1 protein-coding gene is annotated in these 648 nt (G+C 59.0%); it reads right to left on the reverse strand.

The features are described from left to right. Nucleotides 1–648, reverse strand: a 648-nt coding sequence (locus tag B3W37_RS11885) for an acyl-CoA dehydrogenase family protein (protein ID WP_483175914.1), incomplete at both ends; no start/stop codon positions are given.

Here is a 648-nt window from a genome sequence, read left to right on the forward strand (position 1 = left end):
CCGAACAAAACCCGGTTCTTAACATAATCCAGGGTCAGATCCAGACAGTGCTCGGCGGAGGCCTGCGCCACCAGGGAGACCATGATCCGTTCCTGCTGCAGTTTCTCCATCAGACATTTGAAACCGTTGCCTTCGCCGCCCAGCATATTGGCGCCCGGCACCCGGCAATCCTCGAAAAACAGCTCGGCGGTGTCCTGGGCGTGCAATCCCACCTTGGGGATGGGTTTGCCCCTGTTGAACCCGGAAGTACCCTCCTCGACCACAAACAGAGTGATGCCTTTGGTCCCTGCTTTGCTGTCGGTTTTGGCAGCGACAATAACCAGGTCGGCGAGGATGCCATTGGAAATAAAGGTTTTTGAGCCGTTGATGATGTAGCCATCACCGTCCTGAACAGCTTTGGTACGCATCGCCCCGAGATCAGAACCGGCGCCCGGTTCGGTCATGGCCACCGCCAGGATTTTTTCCCCGCTGGCCACCCCGGGAAGCCACCGGGTTTTCTGCTCCTCAGTGCCGTAGGTGCCTATATATGGGGCGACGATGTCACTGTGCAGCCAGGCGAATACCCCCCGGCAACCCTGACGGGCGATTTCTTCGGCCACTATCACCGAGCACAGGAAATCAGCCCCCGAGCCGCCGTATTCCTCCGGC

Source organism: Syntrophomonas sp. UBA5494, from assembly GCF_002426325.1.